Origin of the sequence: Streptomyces sp. NPDC049597 (genome assembly GCF_040675505.1) — a bacterium.
In the GTDB taxonomy this organism is placed as follows: domain Bacteria; phylum Actinomycetota; class Actinomycetes; order Streptomycetales; family Streptomycetaceae; genus Streptomyces.
The window spans coordinates 19,620-36,495 of the sequence record NZ_JBFAOY010000051.1; the positions used below are offsets into that span (position 1 = coordinate 19,620).

The window sequence follows — 16,876 nt, forward strand, 5'->3', positions numbered from 1 at the left end:
GTCCTGGCATTCGAGCTGTCAACTCGGGCCTACGATCGTCACACGAAAGCACTGCCGGGGTGCCTTCGGGCAGCGTACTGTGCTCATCCGGGGGCCACCCCCGGACCCCCGCAGACCGCCGCCAGTCCAGTTTGCCCGCGTACGACCGCCGAGGGGTCCCGTGACCGTCCATCCCAGCCTCCAGAACTACGCCGATGCCTGGACCCACGCAGTCGAGTCGATAGCCGAGCTGGTGCAGCCGCTCCCCGAGGGGGAGTGGAACCGCGCCACGCCGTGCCCGGCGTGGTCGGTGCGGGACATCGTGTCGCATGTCATCGGCATGGAGTGCGAGATGCTCGGCGACCCGCGCCCGATCCACTCGCTGCCGCGCGATCTCTACCATGTGCGGAGCGATTTCGCGCGCTACATGGAGATGCAGGTCGATGTGCGCCGGCACCACACGTCCCCGGAGATGACGGCCGAGCTCGAGTACACGATGATCCGGCGGGCCCGTCAGCTGCGCAACGAGACCCGCGCCCCCGACACTCTGGTCCGCGCCCCGCTGGGGGCCGAGCAGACCCTCGAACTCGCCTACCGCATGCGCGCGTTCGACACGTGGGTGCACGAGCAGGATCTGCGCGTGGCGCTCGGCAAGCCGGGCAACCTGGACTCGCCCGGTGCGTACGTGACGCGGGACTGCCTGCTCGAGGCCCTGCCCAAGGTGGTCGCCAAGGACGCGGGCACGCCGCCCCATTCGGCCGTGGTCTTCGACGTGAACGGCCCGGTGGAGTTCCTGCGGACCGTGCGGGTGGACGCGGACGGCCGCGGCTCGGTGGACGGTTCGCCGTCGCTCGGCCCGCTGGTGACGTTCACGACGGACTGGGAGACGTTCTACCGGCTGGCATGCGGCCGGGTGCGACCCGCGGCCGTGGCGGACCGGATCAAGATCGACGGCGACGCGGAGGCGGCCGAGGCGATCCTGCGCGTCATCGCGGTCACGCCCTGAGGAAGGCGCCGGGGGGCGGGCGCACCCGCCCCCAGCCCTCACCCCCCGCGGGTGGCCGTCAGACCGGCACGTGCACGGCCTCCACCCGGCTGGCCACCAGGCGCTCGCGCTCGCGCCGCACCGTGCGCGCCCGCAGCCGCAGGATCTGGGCGACCCCGAGTGCCTGGAGCACGAAGACGGACGAGAACGCGATCCGGTAGTCGCCGCCGGTCGCGTCCAGCAGCACGCCCACCGCGAGCAGTGTGGTCATCGAGGCGACGAAACCGCCCATGTTGACGATGCCCGACGCCGTCCCCTGACGCTCGGGCGGATTGGCGGGCCGCGCGAAGTCGAAGCCGATCATCGAGGCGGGGCCGCAGGCGCCGAGCACGGCGCACAGGGTGATGAGCAACCACAGGGGGGCAGGGCCGCCGGGGTACACGATGGTGGCCGCCCACAGCAGGGCGCTGGCCCCGATGGTGCCGAGCGCCAGCGGGGTGCGTGCCGCGTGGTGGCGCGCGATGATCTGCCCGTAGACGAGGCCGACGACCATGTTGGACGCCACGACCAGGGTCAGCAGAGCGCCGACGCTCTCCCGCGTCAGGCCCTGCGCCTCCACCAGGAACGGCATTCCCCACAGCAGCAGGAACACCATGGCGGGGAACTGGGTGGTGAAGTGCACCCACATGCCGAGCCGGGTGCCCGGCTCGCGCCAGGACGCGGCGATCTGGCGCCGTACGAACGCGGCGCCCGCGTGCCGGACGGGCGGCGGCTCGTGGCCCTCGGGGTGGTCCTTGAGGAAGAGCAGCATCAGCACGAGCACGACGAGGCCGGCCGCGGCGCTGCCGGCGAAGGTGGCGGTCCAGCCCATGCCGTGCAGCATGCGGGCGATGACGAGAGTGGAGACCAGGTTGCCCGCCATGCCGAACAGCGCGGCGATCTGCGCGATGAGGGGGCCGCGCCGGGCGGGGAACCAGCGGGTGCCGAGCCGCAGCACGCTGATGAACGTCATGGCGTCGCCGCAGCCGAGCAGCGCGCGGGACGCGAGCGCCATGCCGTACGAGGGCGAGAGGGCGAACCCGAGTTGGCCGACGGTGAACAGCACCACGCCGATGGTGAGGACCTTCTTGGTGCCGAGCCGGTCGACCATCAGGCCGACCGGTATCTGCATCCCCGCGTAGACGAGGAGTTGGAGGATCGAGAAGGTCGACAGGGCCGAGGCGTTGACGTCGAAGCGGTCGGCGGCGTCGAGTCCGGCGACGCCCAGGGACGTACGGAAGATGACGGCGACGAAGTAGACAGCGACGCCGATGCCCCAGACGGCGGCGGCCCGTCGGCCGCCGGGGGGATCACCGGGAAGGGACACCTCGGAGGAGGACGCGCTCACCGGGCCTCACCCCGAACCAGCACCTTGACGCGGCTGAGGTGGGCGCGCACGCACTCGGCGGCGCCGTCCGCGTCACCGGCCCGGATCCTGTCGAGGATCTCGGCGTGCTCGGTGTGGTTCCTGGTGACCCGGTCGGGGAGTGCCTGCATGATGGCGACGCCCATGCGCAACTGACGGTCGCGCAGCTGGTCGTAGAGCTTGGAGAGGATCTCGTTGCCCGCGTGGCGGACGATCTCGGCGTGGAAGCAGCGGTCGCTGACGGCGAAGGCGGCGAGATCCCCGGCGGCGGCGTGCCGCTGCTGTTCGTCGAGGATCTCCTGGAGCCGGTCGATGAGCGCGGCGGGCGCAGGCACGGCCCTGCGCACGGCGAACTCCTCCACCAGCAGCCGGGTTTCGACGACGTCCGCGATCTCCTGCGCGGAGACGGCGAGGACCAGCGCGCCCTTCTTCGGGTAGAGCTTGATCAGCCCTTCGACCTCGAGCTTGAGGAGTGCCTCGCGCACCGGGGTGCGCGAGACGCCGACGGCCTCGGCCAGCTCGCCCTCGGTGAGGAGTGTCCCGCCCTCGTACTGCCGGTCGAGGACGGCCTGCTTGATGTGGGTGTAGACGCGGTCGGCTGCCGGAGGCTGTCTGACGGGGGGCGCGGAGGCGGCAGGCATGCACACAGCATAGATACAACAGACTTCAACCAGAAAGCCCCGTCCGCGATACGGACGGGGCTTCCGTGCCCGGTGGGTTCACCGGGGATGTTTCACGTGGAACCGGCTGTCAGGCCCAGGTGATGAGCCGCTTCGGGTTCTCCAGGATCGCCGCGACATCGGCGAGGACCTTGGAGCCCAGCTCGCCGTCGACCAGCCGGTGGTCGAAGGAGAGCGCGAGCGTGGTGACCTGGCGGGGCTTCACCTTCCCCTTGTGCACCCACGGCTGGAGCTTGATCGCGCCGACCGCGAGGATCGCGGACTCGCCGGGGTTCAGGATCGGCGTGCCGGTGTCGACGCCGAAGACGCCGACGTTGGTGATGGTCACGGTGCCGCCCTGCATGGCCGCCGGCGTGGTCTTGCCCTCGCGTGCCGTGGCCACGAGCTCGCCCAGCGCCTCGGCCAGTTCCGGCAGGGTCTTGTCGTGCGCGTCCTTGATGTTCGGCACGATCAGACCGCGCGGGGTGGCCGCGGCGATGCCCAGGTTGACGTAGTGCTTCTGGACGATCTCCTGGTTCGCCTCGTCCCAGGCGGCGTTGATGCCCGGGTTCCGCTTGATGGCGACGAGCAGGGCCTTGGCGATCAGCAGCAGCGGGTTGACCCGCAGCCCCGCCATGTCCTTGTCGGCCTTCAGCTCCTCGACCAGCTTCATCGTGCGCGTCACGTCGAGCGTGACGAACTCGGTGACGTGCGGCGCGGTGAAGGCGCTGCCCACCATCGCGGCGGCGGTCGCCTTCCGTACGCCCTTGATCGGGACACGGGTCTCCCGAGCGCCTGCGGGGACGGACACGCGGGCCGGAGCCTCGGCCGTCACCGGCTCGGGGGCGGCGACCGGCGCGGGTGCCGCGGCGGCGTGCACGTCCTCGCGGGTGACGATCCCGTCGGGACCGGTGGGCGTGACCGTCTCCAGGTCGATGCCGAGGTCCTTGGCGAGCTTGCGCACCGGCGGCTTGGCGAGCGGGCGCGGGCGTGCCGGGGCGGCCCCGTTCATCTCGGCCTGGATCGCGGCCGCGGCGGCCTGCTCGGGAACGGCTCCGGCCGCGGCCTTGCGCGGACGGCGCTTGGTCGACGACTCGGCGACGCCGTAGCCCACGAGGACCGGCTGGCGGCCCTGCGGCTTGGTCTCCGGCTCCGGCTCGGCCGCGGGCTGCGGCTCGGCGGCGGCGAGCGACGGCTCGGTGGCGGCCGGGGGCGGCTCCTCGGCCGGTCCCGACCCGGGAGCCACGTCGATCGTGATGATCGACGTGCCGACGTCGACGGTCGTGCCCTCCTCGAATCGCAGCTCGTGCACGACGCCGTCGTACGGGATCGGCAGCTCGACGGCCGCCTTCGCCGTCTCGACCTCGCACACGACCTGGCCGTCGGTGACGGTGTCACCCGGCTGGACGTACCACTTGAGGATCTCGGCCTCGGTGAGTCCCTCGCCCACGTCGGGCATCTTGAACTCGCGGAAGCGCAGGGAGGTGTCTGCGGTCATGGTCACGGCACTCCTCAGTACGCGAGCGAGCGGTCGACGGCGTCCAGCACCCGGTCCAGTCCCGGGAGGTACTCCTCCTCCAGGCGGGCCGGCGGGTACGGGGCGTGGAAGCCGCCGACCCTCAGCACCGGGGCCTCCAGGTGGAAGAAGCACCGCTCGGTGATACGGGCGGCGATCTCCGCGCCGGAGCCGTAGAAGACGGGGGCCTCGTGGACGACGACCAGCCGGCCGGTCTTCTCGACGGACGTCTGGATCGTGTCGAAGTCGATCGGGGACATCGAGCGCAGGTCGAGGACCTCGACGGACCTGCCCTCCTCGGCCGCCGCGGCCGCGGCCTCGACGCAGACCTTCACCATCGGGCCGTAGGCGGCGAGGGTGATGTCGGTGCCTGCCCGGGCGACGCGCGCGGTGTGCAGCGGGCCGGGGATCGCCTCGGTGTCGACCTCGCCCTTGTCCCAGTAGCGCCGCTTCGGCTCGAAGAAGATCACCGGGTCGTCGCTCTGGACGGCCTGCTGGAGCATCCAGTAGGCGTCGGAGGCGTTGGACGGGGAGACCACCTTGAGGCCCGCGACGTGCGCGAAGAGCGCCTCGGGGGACTCGGAGTGGTGCTCGACCGCGCCGATGCCCCCGCCGTAGGGGATACGGACGACGACGGGCAGCTTGACCTTGCCGAGCGCGCGGGCGTGCATCTTCGCGAGCTGCGTGACGATCTGGTCGTACGCCGGGAAGACGAAGCCGTCGAACTGGATCTCCACGATCGGGCGGTAGCCGCGCAGGGCCAGGCCGATCGCGGTGCCGACGATGCCGGACTCGGCGAGCGGGGTGTCGATGACCCGGTCCTCGCCGAAGTCCTTCTGCAGCCCGTCGGTGATACGGAAGACGCCGCCGAGCTTGCCGACGTCCTCGCCCATGATCAGGACCTTGGGGTCGGTCTCCAGGGCCTTGCGCAGCGACTCGTTGAGCGCCTTCGCGAGCGGGAGTTTCTGTACCGCCATGACTAGTTGCCCTCCTCGACGAACGACGCCTGGTAGGCGGCGAACTGCGCGCGCTCCTCGTCGACGAGCGCGTGCCCGTCCGCGTACACGTGGTCGAACATCGCCATGTCGTCGGGGTCGGGCATGGCCCGTACCGCCTCGCGCACCCGCTTGGCGAGCACGTCGCTCTCCTCGTCCAGCGCGGCGAAGAAGGCCGCGTCGGCGTGGCCCTCGTTCTCCAGGTACGTCCGCAGGCGCTGGATCGGGTCCTTGGCCTCCCAGGCGGCACGGTCCTCGTCGTGCCGGTACCGGGTCGGGTCGTCGGAGGTGGTGTGGGCGCCCATGCGGTAGGTGAACGCCTCGACCAGGGTCGGGCCCTCGCCCCGGCGGGCTCGCTCCAGCGCGGAGCGGGTGACCGCGAGGCAGGCGAGGACGTCGTTGCCGTCGACGCGGATGCCGGGGAAGCCGTAGCCCTGCGCACGCTGGTAGAGCGGGACGCGGGTCTGGCGCTCGGTCGGCTCGGAGATCGCCCACTGGTTGTTCTGGCAGAAGAACACCACCGGCGCGTTGTAGACCGCGGAGAAGGTGAAGGACTCGGCGACGTCGCCCTGGCTGGACGCGCCGTCGCCGAAGTACGCGATCACGGCCGAGTCGGCGCCGTCCTTGGCCACGCCCATCGCGTAGCCGGTGGCGTGCAGCGTCTGCGAGCCGATGACGATCGTGTACAGGTGGAAGTTGTTGCTGTTCGGGTCCCAGCCTCCGTGGTTGACACCGCGGAACATGCCCAGCAGGTTCGTCGGGTCGACCCCGCGGCACCAGGCGACGCCGTGCTCGCGGTAGGTCGGGAAGACGTAGTCGTCGTCGCGCAGGGCGCGTCCCGAACCGATCTGGGCGGCCTCCTGGCCCAGCAGCGAGGCCCACAGGCCCAGCTCGCCCTGGCGCTGCAGGGCGGTGGCCTCGGCGTCGAACCGGCGTGTGAGGACCATGTCGCGGTACAGCCCGCGCAGTTCCTCGGCGCTCAGGTCGATGTCGAAATCCGGGTGCTGGACGCGCTCACCCTCGGGCGTCAGCAGCTGTACGAGCTGGGGCTCGGAACTCTGTGGCTTCTTCGCGGCGCTGACGCGCTTGCTGCTGCGTCGCGGTTTGCGCGCGGCAGTGCTCTCCACGGTCACGTGCGTGCTCCTCCGTCGGTCCGGCCCCCGGGGTCCGCCGGTGTGGCCAGTGCGGCTCGCCCGTGTCCGGACCGGTGCACGGGGTGGGTGCGACGCGGCCGGATTCGGGCGTGACAGGTGCCCCGGCGAACGTCCTGTCAAAGGCACGTTACCCAGTGCGCAGCATTACTGCGAAACCCCATTTGACCTGCGATTTTGCTTGGATTTCCAAGTAAATCGAGGAAATGCGGGAACGCCACTGGTCAGGGCCGTGCGGACCGCCGGAACGAAGGCACGTTATCCCGCACACCCCGGGCACGGGAAGAGTCAACATGTGAGACGCCCCAGGTACACGAAGGGGGAAAAGTCCCCATATTCCTTCCCGACGACCACGAGGGAGTGAGTCCCGGCATCCACGGACCTCTTTCGGCCACACCGGGAACCAAGGTCCTGAGCGAGGCCGGTTCGACGGAGAATTCCCAGGTCAGGATCCCCGCCACCGCTCCGGGTGCGGCGATTGGCGACATGCGGCTGCCGGACGAAAGCGATGTGGCGGTGTGCCGCGAGTCCGTTCGCAGAACGAGAACATCAAAAGTCCGACGCGCGTTCGTTCGCCGAGGACGAAGGCTCTTTCGACGCGATCACGGCCGCGCTCGGGAGCATGCGTCATCGCCGTACCCACCCGGGCGTGTCACCCGTCCGGGCTAATGACGAGCCGCTGGGGCCCGTCCGGCGCCCGGACGCACAGGATCGACGGCCGGGCATCGACCCGGTCCACCGGCGCGTCGACCCGCGGTTTCGGCACGCGTGCTCGGGGTCGGCGGCTTCCGAAGAGCAACCGGCGCGACACGCAGCGTGATCTAACATCTGGCGGGTGCCGCGCTCATCTGCTACCGCTGTGCCCCCCGTCGACGCCCTTCTGCGCCGCTACGACACCGTGGGCGAACCGCTCTCCTGCCGTCCCGTCGCCCAGGGCCTCCTCAATCGCGGCTACCGCCTCTCCACCACCCGCGGCGCCTACTTCCTCAAGCACCACCTCGACGGAGACCAGGCCGCCATCGCCCGTCAGCACAAGGCCACCCGCAGGCTCCAGGCGCTCGGCGTCCCGGTCGCGCCGCCCCTGGAGGACGCCGGCGGGGGCACGGTGGCCGTGATCGGCGGCCGCTGTTACGCCCTGCACCCCTGGGTCGACGGCCGGCACCGCGACGGCGCCCAGCTCAGCACCGCCCAGTCCCGGCGGCTCGGCGCTCTGCTGGGGGTGGTGCACACGTGTCTGGCCCAGGTCATGGACGGCGCGGCGAGCCGGAGGACCGCGTACGACAGCGCCGACCCGAAGGAGACGTTCGCGCTCGTCGACGAGCTGCTGGAGCTGGCCCGCGGCAGCCGCCCGCGCGACTCGTTCGACACCCTGGCCGAGCACCGGCTGCTCCAGCGCCGGGCGCTGCTGGCCCAGTACGCGGACCGCAGGCCGCCACCGGGCGGCGGGGGCGGCTGGGTCCACGGCGACTTCCACCCGCTGAACCTGCTGTACCGGGGCGCCGAGCCCGCCGCGATCGTCGACTGGGACCGCCTCGGCGTCCAGCCGCGGGCCGAGGAGGCGGTACGGGCCGCCGCGATCTTCTTCGTCCAGCCCGCCGGGCAGCTGGAGTTGGCGAAGGTCCGGGCGTACGCGCGGGCCTACCGGCGCGCGGCGGGCGCGGACGCGGCCGAACTGGCCGCGGCGGTCCACCGGGTGTGGTGGGAGCGGCTCAACGACTTCTGGATACTGCGCTGGCGCTACCAGCTCCACGACCGAAGGGCCGACCCGCAGTTTCCTGCGGCGTCGGCCCTGGCGGTCTGGTGGACGCGGGAGTACGAGGCGGTGTGTGACGCCTTCGCCGGGTGACCCCTCGTGCGGCGGTCTCAGCCGCCTTCGGTCCCCGAGGTGTCCCCGTTCCCGCCGTCCGTGCCACCCGCCGGGTCGGTGGGGACGTCCGTCGGGTCCGTCGGGATGTCGGTCGGGTCGCCCGTCGGGGCGTCGGTGGGATCGTCCGTGGGGCCGTCGGTCGGGTCACCGGTCGTCGGGTCGCCGGAGGGCGTATACGGGGTGCTCGGCGTGTACGACGGGATGTCGGACGGCGTCCAGGACGGCTGCTGGTTGCCCCCGGTCGTGGTGTCCGGGTCCTCGGTCGGTTCCGTCTCCTCGTCGGACGGCGTCGGCGTCTCCTCCGGCGTGGACGGTGTCTGCGTGACCGACGGCGTGGTGTCGGGGTTCTTGCCGGAGCTGTTCCCCTTGTTGAGCGCGAACGCGATGCCGGCGACCACCGCGACGACCGCGAGCGCGGCCAGCAGCCACACCTTGCCGCGGCCGCTGCGCCGGCCGCCGTGGTGCATGCCGTCGTAGCCGCCGTCGTGCGGGTTCGGCGGCGGCAGGATCGGGCCCTGGGAGGTCTCGCCGTGCACCGGGTGCACCGCGGTCGGTCCGGTCATGCCGCCGGGCGGGGTGTTCCCGGGGTCGTACAGGTCGACCGGGCCGGTGTTCCAGACGCCCGTGTGGCCGCCCTGCTGCTGGAGCATCTGCAGGGCGTACTGGACGAGTCCGCGCATCTCCTCGGCGCTCTGGAACCGGTCGTCCGGGTCCTTCGCGAGCGAGCGCATCACCAGGCCGTCGAGCTCCGGCGGTACCGCGTCCAGGACCTGCGACGGCGGGACCGGGATGTCCTGCACGTGCTGGTAGACGACCGAGAGCGGCGTCTCACCGGTGAACGGGGGCCGCAGCGCGAGCAGTTCGTAGAGCAGGCAGCCCGTGGCGTACAGGTCGGAACGGTGGTCGACGGCCTTGCCCAGCGCCTGCTCGGGGGAGAGGTACTGCGGCGTGCCCATGACCATGCCGGTCTGCGTCATCGTCGACTGCGCGCCGTGCAGGGCGCGGGCGATGCCGAAGTCCATCACCTTCACCGCGCCGGAGTTGGTGATGATGACGTTGGCGGGCTTGATGTCGCGGTGCACGATGCCGTGCTGGTGCGAGTAGGCGAGGGCCTCCAGCACGCCGGAGACGATGATCAACGCCTGTTCGGGCGGCGGGGCTTCGGCGTTGACCAGCAGATCGCGGATCGTGCGGCCCTCGACGAGCTCCATCACGATGTAGGGCACGGTCTGGCTGCCGACGACGTCCTCGCCGGAGTCGTAGACCGCCACCACGGCATGGTGGTTGAGGCCGGCGACCGACTGCGCCTCGCGCGTGAAACGGGCCTTGGAGACGGGGTCCTCGGCGAGGTCGGCGCGCAGCAGCTTGACGGCGACGGTACGGCCGAGCCGTACGTCCTCCGCCGCGAACACCTCGGCCATGCCGCCGCGGCCGAGACGGTGCGTCAGCCGGTAACGGCCGTCACCGACCAGTCCGCCGATGCCCCAGTCCGCCGACTCCGGCACTCCGCCGCCGTCTGCTTCGGGTTCGGGTGCCATCAGTCCTCGCCGTCGTATCTGTCCGCTTGCGTGATGTGCGTGCGGGCCGCTGTCCTCAGGGTGCTTGTGCCACGCCACGCTACAGCCTTCGGACGACAGGCCGGTTTCGAAGGAGACCGGCCATCAAAGCCGCAGTCCACCGGCCCACGCAAATTCCATGCTGTTCCTGTAACGCTTCCGAGACGCTTGTTGTGCGTACCGTCACGGAACGGGCCCCCGGCTTGACGTGTCGTTGCCCTCGGGCAGACTTGGCCCGTAAATCCGGATCAGCCGCGGCCACCGCGCGCACAGGGGGAAGCACGAGATGAGCCAGGACGGCGCACAGGGCCGCTACGCGGGCGGTTCCGTAGCGGGCGGCCGGTACCAGCTTCGCGACCTGCTCGGCGAAGGCGGCATGGCGTCCGTGTATCTGGCGTACGACTCCGCGCTGGACCGCCAGGTCGCGATCAAGACGCTCCACACGGAGCTCGGCCGGGAGCAGTCCTTCCGCGAGCGCTTCCGCCGCGAGGCGCAGGCCGTCGCCAAGCTGTCCCACACCAACATCGTCTCGGTGTTCGACACGGGCGAGGACGAGCTGGACGGCTCCCTCATGCCCTACATCGTCATGGAGTACGTGGAGGGCCGGCCGCTCGGCTCGGTCCTCGCCGCGGACATCCAGCAGTACGGGGCGATGCCCGCCGACAAGGCACTCAAGGTCACCGCCGACGTGCTGGCCGCGCTGGAGGCCAGCCACGAGATGGGCCTGGTTCACCGCGACATCAAGCCCGGCAACGTGATGATGACCAAGCGCGGTGTGGTCAAGGTCATGGACTTCGGCATCGCCCGCGCCATGCAGTCGGGCGTCACCTCCATGACGCAGACCGGCATGGTCGTCGGCACACCCCAGTACCTGTCGCCCGAGCAGGCCCTCGGCCGCGGCGTGGACGCCCGCTCCGACCTGTACTCGGTCGGCATCATGCTCTTCCAGCTGCTGACCGGACGGCTGCCCTTCGACGCGGACTCGCCGCTCGCCATCGCGTACGCGCACGTGCAGGAGGAGCCCGTCGCCCCGTCGGCGATCAACCGCTCCCTCACGCCGGCGATGGACGCGCTCGTCAGCCGGGCGCTGAAGAAGAACCCGAACGAGCGTTTCCCGAGCGCGGCCGCGATGCGCGACGAGTGCGCCAGGGTCGCGAGCGCCGGCATGACCGGTGCTCCCGTGATCATCGGCGGCGCGCCGGCGAACAGCGGTTCGGGTGTCGGCTCCGCCGTCTTCCCGCCGCTGGACCAGTCGACGCCCGCCCCGCAGAGCGTCCAGACGCCGTACCAGCCGGGCCCGTACGGTCCGCCCACCCCGGCCCCGGCGCCCACGCCGCACTACGGCTACCCGACCCCGGCTCCGGCGTACCAGACGCAGCCTCCGGCGGCCTCCACGCCGCCGCCGTACACCATGTCGCCGGCGTCGGCGCCCCCGTCGGGCGGCGGGCGGCGGAACATGCCGGTGATCGTGGGCGCCGCCGCGGTGGCGCTCCTCGCCGTCGGCGGCCTGGTCACGGCGATCGCGCTGAGCGGCGACGACTCGGGGCCGGAGGCGAGCGGGGGCGGCGACCCGTCGACGAGCACGTCGCAGACGGCTGGTTACAAGGGCCCCGAGCGCAACCGGACCATCGACAAGACGAAGTGCTCGGACGCCCAGGAGGGCTATGACGACCCGTCGAAGGTCCAGGCGCCCGACTTCGTCTACAAGGACATCCTGTCGGTGAAGGAGTGCGCCGACACCCAGGGCTGGAAGATCAACGTCGAGAAGGTCCCCAGCGCCCAGTGGGGCAAGGACATCGTGATCACCCAGTTCCCGCTGGCCGACACCGAGGTGTCCGAGGACAACGCCACCTTCACTCTCCAGGTCTCCACCGGCTATCCGGACTGATCCGCCCGGGCGGCTTCGGGGGGCTTCGGGGGGCAGCACCTGATACGCCGTTCGGCCGAGGCCCGGTACACCGTGCGTGCACCGGGCCTCGGCCGTCGCATCCAGGCGGCGCCGCTCGACGAGCCGCCCAAGATGCCGGATGTGTTCCCCCATGTGACGCTGAGTCCGTTCTCGATCAGTCGGCGACTCGGTGCCCCGTCACGGGAGGCCCTCCGGTGATTCCACAACTCCGCGCCCGGTGCGCGATCACCGTCGCATCGCTCGCGCTGACGACCCTCCCCCTCGCACCGGCCGCGCACGCCGAGCCGTCCGCGCCCCCCGGGCCCCTGCCCGTCGTGAGGGCCTCACCCTCGCCCTCGACCTCCTTCGCCGGGCGGCAGGCCGGCCAGGGCCGGCCGCGGCCCGGGCGGCAGCAGCCGACGGCGACCGGGAGCGCGAGCCCGTCCCTGGACCCCTCGCGCAGCGCCATCACGCCTGGCGCCTCCGAGCCCGCGCGGCGCCCGCCCCAGCCCTCCCGCTCCGCGGCGCCGTCCCTCTCCGCACCGGCGCAGGTGCCCCGAACGGCGGACGCGTGGGACGATCCCCCTCCGGCGGACGACGGGGCGCCCCGAGGGGACGAGGAGGCCGGATCCGCGGGCGTGGGGTCGACCGCGGCGCCGCACTGGTCCCCGGCCGAGGCAGGTGACCAGGATCCTCATTCCGTCCCAGCGCCGGCCGCACACCAGATCTCCCCGCTGTCGTTGGGCGTCGGCATGGCTCTGATGGGCCTCGGGATCGGCTTCCTCGGCATCCGTCTGCGCCGCCGCTGACGCACCCGTCCTCCTCAAGACGGACCCGCACGTCCTTCGGAGGACGGTTGGCGGCAGCGAGCATACCCGGTATACATACTGAGTATGTCGATCCGCCACGGCCTTCTCGCCCTCCTGGAACCCGGCCCTCGCTACGGCTCCCAGCTCCGCTCCGAGTTCGAGTCGCGCACCGGTGCCACCTGGCCGCTGAACGTCGGCCAGGTCTACACGACCCTCGGCCGCCTCGAACGCGACGGCATGGTCGCCCAGGACGGCGAGGACGAGGCGGGTCACACGCTCTACGTCATCACCGACCAGGGCCGCGCCGAGCTCCGCCAGTGGTTCGCGGCGCCCGTGGACCGCAGCAGTCCGCCCCGTGACGAGCTCGCCATCAAGCTCGCCATGGCGGTCGGGACGCCCGGCGTGGACATCCGCTCCGTGATCCAGTCCCAGCGCCGTCACTCCGTGAAGGCGATGCAGGACTACACCCGGCTCAAGGCGCAGGCGCTGGCCGCGATCGAGAGCGGCGGCTCCCGCGAACGCGACGACGTGGCCTGGCTGCTGGTGCTGGAACAGCTGATCTTCCAGACCGAGGCGGAGGCCCGCTGGCTCGACCACTGCGAGATGAGGCTCACCAGGCTCTCAGCGGCGGCCCAGCAGGAATCGCCGCCGGCCGCGCCTCCCTCGCCGTCGTCCGCGCCGGACCGGAGGTCGGCCTCCGGCCGGCGCACCGGACCGGCGTAGCACCCGCTGCGGCTTCTTCGACGGGCAGGCGGCATCCCGTATGCCCCGGGCGTCCGCCCCGGCTGCCCTCCGGCCTCCCGAGGCCCCTTTCGCCTCTCGTACACCGCCCGTGTGTACTCACCCGCTCAAGGGGGAAACCACTCATGTCCCAACACCCGTCACCACAGCCACTCTCGTCCCGGCAGCCCGTGCTGCAACTCCAGCAGCTGACGCGCGTCCACGGCAGCGGAGCCACCGAGGTGCACGCCCTGCGCGGCATCAACCTCGACGTCTTCCCCGGTGAACTCGTCGCCGTCATGGGCCCGTCGGGATCCGGCAAGTCGACCCTCCTCACCATCGCGGGCGGGCTCGACACCCCCACGTCGGGGCGGGTGATCGTCGAGAACACGGACATCACCACCGCGGACCGCAAGACGCTCGCCGCCCTGCGCCGCCGCAGCATCGGGTACGTCTTCCAGGACTACAACCTCATCCCCGCCCTCACCGCCGCCGAGAACGTCGCCCTGCCGCGTGAACTCGACGGCGTCTCGGCCCGCAAGGCGCGCACCGAAGCCCTCACGGCCCTCGCGGAGATGGAACTCGGCCACCTCGCCGACCGCTTCCCCGACGAGATGTCCGGCGGTCAGCAGCAACGCGTCGCCATCGCCCGCGCCCTCGTGGGCGAGCGCCGGCTCGTGCTCGCAGACGAGCCCACGGGCGCCCTCGACTCCGAGACCGGAGAGTCCGTCCTCGCGCTGCTGCGGGCACGCTGCGACGCCGGCGCGGCCGGCATCCTGGTCACCCACGAGCCCCGGTTCGCCGCATGGGCCGACCGGGTCGTGTTCCTGCGGGACGGCGCGGTCGTCGACCAGACCGTCCGCAGTGAGGCGGACTCGCTGCTCTCGGGCCAGGCGGCCGAGCTGTGACGACCTGGTACCACTCCTGGCGGGCCGCGATCCGTATCGCGCGCCGCGACGCCTGGCGCTCCAAAGGGCGCAGCTTCCTTGTTCTCGCGATGATCGCGCTGCCCATCCTCGGGGTGAGCGCCGCCGATCTCACCGTGCGCAGCGCCGAGTTGTCGACCGAGCAGAGCCTGGCGCGACGGATCGGCGCCGCGGACGCACGGCTCTCCGACCCCGGCATGGGAGGCGTCCCGATCCTCCAGGCCCCGGACGGCAACACCTACGCTCCGGTCGAGGACTTCGACGACAAGCCGTTTCCCGAGGGCAGCACGGACATCGCCAAGGCCCTGCCCGCAGGCGCCAAGACGCTGACCGACACGACGGGTTACGCCAAGCTCCGCACGGCCCACGGTCTGCTGTCGGCGGAGATCCGTGAGCTGAAGGCCTCCGACCCGATGGCCCGGGGCATCATGCCGGTCGTCAGCGGCAGGCTGCCGCAGAAGTCCGACGAGGTCGCCACCACCACGCACTTCCTCGAGAGCAGCGGTCTGAAAGTCGGCTCGAAGCTGACCGCGCGCGGCCTCGACCGCGCGTACACGATCGTCGGTGCGTACGAGCTCCCCGACCAGCTGGACGCCGACCAGGTCAACGCCCTTCCCGGCGCTCTGATCCCCCCGCTCTCCGAGGCTCTGGAGGCGGCCGGGCTGCCGGGGCCCTCGGCCTCCACGACCCTTCTCGTCACCGCGCCCGGTGGTTTCACGTGGAACAAGGTCCAGGAGATCAACGCCAAGGGTGTGACGGTCCTTTCGCGCGCGGTGTCCCTGAACCCGCCCGCCGACTCCGAGGTGCCGCTGTTCCAGAAGGAGGACTGGGGCAAGTACGAGGAGAGCACCGCCGCCAAGGCCGCCGCGCTCGCCGCCGTGGCCACGGTCGTCGGTCTGGCCATGCTGGAGATCTGCCTGCTCGCCGGTCCCGCGTTCGCCGTGGGGGCACGCCGCTCGCGCCGTCAGCTGGGTCTCGTGGGAGCCAACGGCGGTGACCGCCGCCACATCCGGGCCATCGTCCTCGCGGGCGGTCTGGTGATCGGCGTCGCCGCGGCCGTCGTGGGGACCCTGCTCGGCCTGGTCCTGACCTTCGCCCTCCAGCCGGTGCTGGAGGACTACATAGGCCAGCGCTTCGGCAGCTTCGACATACGGCCCCTGGAACTCCTCGCGATCGCCCTGCTGGCCGTGCTGACCGGTCTGCTGGCCGCGATCGTCCCCGCGATCACGGCGTCCCGGCAGTCCGTCCTGGCCTCCCTCACCGGACGCCGCGGCGTGCGCAGGAGCAGCCGTGTGCTGCCCGTCGTCGGCCTGGCGGCGGTGATCCTCGGCGCCTCGATCGCGCTGTACGGGTCCACGATGACGGATCAGTTCGCCGTGGTGGCGGGCGGCAGCGCCATCGCCGAGCTGGGCGTGGTCGCGCTGACACCGGCCCTGGTCGGACTGTTCGGCCGGACCGGCCGTCTGCTGCCGCTCTCCCCGCGGCTCGCGCTGCGCGACGCCGTGCGCAACCGGGGACGTACGGCTCCCGCTGTCGCCGCGGTACTGGCCGCGGTCGCGGGCACGGTGGCCGTGGCGACGTACGCGGCGAGCGACGACAACCAGCGCAGGGCCGAGTACCAGGCGCAACTGCCGCACGGAGCCGTCTCGGTGATGATCGACGAGGCGGGCGGACGCGACGTCCCGGGCGTGCGTGCCACGGTGCAGAAACTGCTGCCCGTCAACGTGCGGGCCGATGTGGACCGCATCACCGTCGGCAAGAAGAACTGCTCGATGTACGAGCAGGGCGAGGGCTGCGGCCGCTACGAAGTGATCGTGCCCAAAGCCAACGAGTGCCCCCTGTGGGCGTCGGACTCGGTCAAGCCCGACGAGGACCCCGCCGCCAGGTTCAGCAAGGCCGAACGCCGCAAGCTCGCCGACGACTGGCGCTGCCAGGAATCCAACGGCTACGGGGTGCCGGCCGAGGGCGGGCTTCTCGTCGGCGACGAGAAACTGCTCAAGGTGCTCGGCATCGAGGATCCGGCCACCGAGAAGGCTCTGGCAGCCGGCCGGGTGGTCTCCTTCGACAAGCGCAACGTCAACGCCCAAGGCTCGGTCGACATCCGGCTGATCACCGACAGCGAGGCCGCCGACAGGGCCGTGGAGCAGGGCAAGGAGGCTCCCGGCGAGATCAGGAGCCTGCCCGTCCACCAGGCCACCGGCACGCCGGAGACCTACGGCGTCAGGCTCGTCGTGCCGCCGGCGGCGGCCAAGAAGGCCGGCTTCGACACCGTCCCGATCGGCGCCTACTTCTCGACCGACGAGATGCCCAGCACCGAACAGCGTCAGAAGCTCGACGACGAGCTGGCCAGGACGGGCGCGGACGTCAGCCTGCACATCGAGGAGGGCTACACCAGCGAGAACAGCATCGTGCTGCTGGCG

The 16,876-nt window shown here is 71.5% G+C and carries 13 protein-coding genes; 7 read left to right on the forward strand and 6 right to left on the reverse strand.

The genetic code is table 11. From position 1 onward, the window contains the following. Positions 1-160: 160 nt before the first annotated feature. Positions 161-985 (forward strand): maleylpyruvate isomerase family mycothiol-dependent enzyme, encoded by an 825-nt coding sequence (locus tag AB0K02_RS32230; RefSeq protein WP_365996156.1) that lies wholly within the window; start codon positions 161-163, stop codon positions 983-985. 58 nt (positions 986-1,043) lie between these two features. On the opposite strand, the gene AB0K02_RS32235 is transcribed toward AB0K02_RS32230, so the two are convergent. The 5 genes from AB0K02_RS32235 to pdhA form a co-directional block, all read right to left on the reverse strand. Continuing rightward, the gene (locus AB0K02_RS32235) at positions 1,044-2,351 is read right to left on the reverse strand and encodes an MFS transporter (RefSeq protein ID WP_365996157.1); all 1,308 of its coding nucleotides are present in this window, start codon (positions 2,349-2,351) and stop codon (positions 1,044-1,046) included. Continuing rightward, positions 2,348-3,010, reverse strand: a complete 663-nt coding sequence (locus AB0K02_RS32240) for a GntR family transcriptional regulator (RefSeq protein ID WP_365996158.1) — start codon at positions 3,008-3,010, stop codon at positions 2,348-2,350. Before AB0K02_RS32240 ends, AB0K02_RS32235 begins: the two co-directional genes overlap by 4 nt. 109 nt (positions 3,011-3,119) lie before the next feature. Continuing rightward, positions 3,120-4,526, reverse strand: coding sequence for a dihydrolipoamide acetyltransferase family protein (locus tag AB0K02_RS32245; RefSeq protein WP_365996159.1), 1,407 nt, complete (start codon positions 4,524-4,526; stop codon positions 3,120-3,122). Positions 4,527-4,540: 14 nt separating this feature from the next. After that, a complete protein-coding gene (locus tag AB0K02_RS32250; protein ID WP_365996160.1) occupies positions 4,541-5,521 on the reverse strand; it encodes an alpha-ketoacid dehydrogenase subunit beta in 981 nt (326 codons plus the stop codon). A 2-nt stretch (positions 5,522-5,523) separates the two neighbouring features. Beyond that, the gene (pdhA, locus tag AB0K02_RS32255) at positions 5,524-6,672 is read right to left on the reverse strand and encodes a pyruvate dehydrogenase (acetyl-transferring) E1 component subunit alpha (protein WP_365996161.1); all 1,149 of its coding nucleotides are present in this window, start codon (positions 6,670-6,672) and stop codon (positions 5,524-5,526) included. 853 nt (positions 6,673-7,525) lie between these two features. Here pdhA and AB0K02_RS32260 point away from each other — a divergent pair. After that, the gene (locus AB0K02_RS32260) at positions 7,526-8,536 is read left to right on the forward strand and encodes a phosphotransferase (RefSeq protein WP_365996162.1); all 1,011 of its coding nucleotides are present in this window, start codon (positions 7,526-7,528) and stop codon (positions 8,534-8,536) included. A gap of 17 nt (positions 8,537-8,553) precedes the next feature. On the opposite strand, the gene AB0K02_RS32265 is transcribed toward AB0K02_RS32260, so the two are convergent. Then, positions 8,554-10,095 carry a protein kinase gene (locus AB0K02_RS32265; RefSeq protein ID WP_365996163.1) on the reverse strand — a complete coding sequence of 514 codons (1,542 nt, stop codon included), beginning with the start codon at positions 10,093-10,095 and terminating at the stop codon, positions 8,554-8,556. A gap of 304 nt (positions 10,096-10,399) precedes the next feature. Here AB0K02_RS32265 and AB0K02_RS32270 point away from each other — a divergent pair, with 304 nt between their 5' ends. The 5 genes from AB0K02_RS32270 to AB0K02_RS32290 all read left to right on the forward strand — a co-directional run. Then, positions 10,400-12,001 (forward strand): protein kinase, encoded by a 1,602-nt coding sequence (locus tag AB0K02_RS32270; RefSeq protein WP_365996164.1) that lies wholly within the window; start codon positions 10,400-10,402, stop codon positions 11,999-12,001. A gap of 215 nt (positions 12,002-12,216) precedes the next feature. Next, a complete protein-coding gene (locus tag AB0K02_RS32275; protein WP_365996165.1) occupies positions 12,217-12,810 on the forward strand; it encodes a hypothetical protein in 594 nt (197 codons plus the stop codon). Positions 12,811-12,894: 84 nt separating this feature from the next. Then, positions 12,895-13,533, forward strand: a complete 639-nt coding sequence (locus AB0K02_RS32280) for a PadR family transcriptional regulator (protein WP_365996166.1) — start codon at positions 12,895-12,897, stop codon at positions 13,531-13,533. Positions 13,534-13,676: 143 nt separating this feature from the next. Next, positions 13,677-14,438, forward strand: coding sequence for an ABC transporter ATP-binding protein (locus AB0K02_RS32285; RefSeq protein ID WP_365996167.1), 762 nt, complete (start codon positions 13,677-13,679; stop codon positions 14,436-14,438). Then, on the forward strand, positions 14,435-16,876 hold a 2,442-nt coding region (locus AB0K02_RS32290), incomplete at its 3' end, for an FtsX-like permease family protein (RefSeq protein WP_365996168.1). The genes AB0K02_RS32285 and AB0K02_RS32290, both read left to right, overlap by 4 nt.